Source organism: Mesorhizobium sp. M7A.F.Ca.CA.003.01.2.1, from assembly GCF_003998945.1.
GTDB classification, from domain to species: domain Bacteria; phylum Pseudomonadota; class Alphaproteobacteria; order Rhizobiales; family Rhizobiaceae; genus Mesorhizobium; species Mesorhizobium ciceri.
In genome coordinates, this window is sequence record NZ_RZRA01001247.1 from 1 (window position 1) to 1248 (window position 1248).

General features: G+C 64.9%; 1 protein-coding gene and 1 pseudogene. One reads left to right on the plus strand and one right to left on the minus strand.

The features are described from left to right. Nucleotides 1–370 (minus strand): annotated as a pseudogene (locus EN969_RS31645) (DUF4173 domain-containing protein); the annotation flags it as partial. A 339-nt stretch (nt 371–709) separates the two neighbouring features. Here EN969_RS31645 and EN969_RS31650 point away from each other — a divergent pair. Beyond that, nucleotides 710–1248, plus strand: a 539-nt coding sequence (locus EN969_RS31650) for an aldolase/citrate lyase family protein (protein WP_245467595.1), incomplete at its 3' end; no start/stop codon positions are given.

The window sequence follows — 1248 nt, forward strand, 5'->3', positions numbered from 1 at the left end:
GGAACGGCGCCGCCAGCCCGAACAGCACGATCTGCCCGGCAATGCGGGCGATGCTGTGCCGCAGCCGACCGCTCAACGAAAGCGTGAAGACGGTCAGCGCCGCCAGCGCGATCGAGACCGACAGGGTGCTGACATTTTCAGCCAGCGGCAGCAGCGGGACAAGCAAGGCGATGGGCTTGAGCCAGACCCGGCCGTCGTTGAAGGCGGCCGGGTGCACAGCGACGACCGCCGCGGCAATCAGCAGGGCGAACAGGAAAACCGTGATCCCGGCGGGCTGGCCATAGAACAGAAAATCCGCGAGCGCTGCCAGCAGGATGGCGACACCGAAACGGCTGCAATAGCTCGGCGCGGCGGAGAACAACGCTGTCATGACCTGGCTTTCCTGATGGCTTCCAGCCGAACCGTTGGCGGGCTTCTGCGGACAAAGGGAATGAGGGTTGCGACGGGACACGCGCGCGGCGGATCGGCCAGCCACCAGCCCTCGCTCCGCAGTCGGTGAGGCAGGGACCAACGGGGCTTTGCTCGCTTGTGCATGCCGCTTGTCTCGCAAGCGGGCGGGGAAAGGGCAGGGCGGATCCGAGGAGGTTTTCCGCAGGCCCGTGCAGTTTTCGTGCAGGGGTAAACGCTGCCGATCTCCCCCCTCGTGGGGGAGATTGGTAGCTTCATGCCCCGACTTGCCTCACCCGCCCACAAGCGGCATAGATCATCCATGGAAACCTATCGCCCGCGCCGCTCCGTGCTCTACATCCCGGCCTCCAGCGACAAGGCCTTGGCCAAGATCGCGCAGCTTGCCTGCGATGCCATCATCATCGACCTGGAAGACGCCGTCGCTCCGGCCGACAAGATCGCCGCCCGCGAAAAACTGGCCGGCATTTTCGCCGGCCATTCCGAGAGACGCTGCGAGATGATCGTGCGCATCAATGCGATATCAGGCGAATGGGGCGCCGACGACCTGCTGGCTGCCGCAAGCTGCGAACCCGACGGCATCCTTCTGCCCAAGGTCGACACGCCGCGCGACCTGCTCGCGGCCGGCGACGTGCTCGACGATAATTTCGCTCCCCACAGCGTGAAACTATGGGCGATGATCGAGACGCCCAAGGCGCTGCTCAACATCGGCGCCATCGCCGAACTTGGCCGCGATCCGGCCTCGCGGCTCAATTGTTTCGTTGCCGGAACGAATGATCTGGTCAAGGAGACCGGCATTCTGGCGACGCCTGACAGGCGCTACCTCGTGCCATGGCTCTGTCT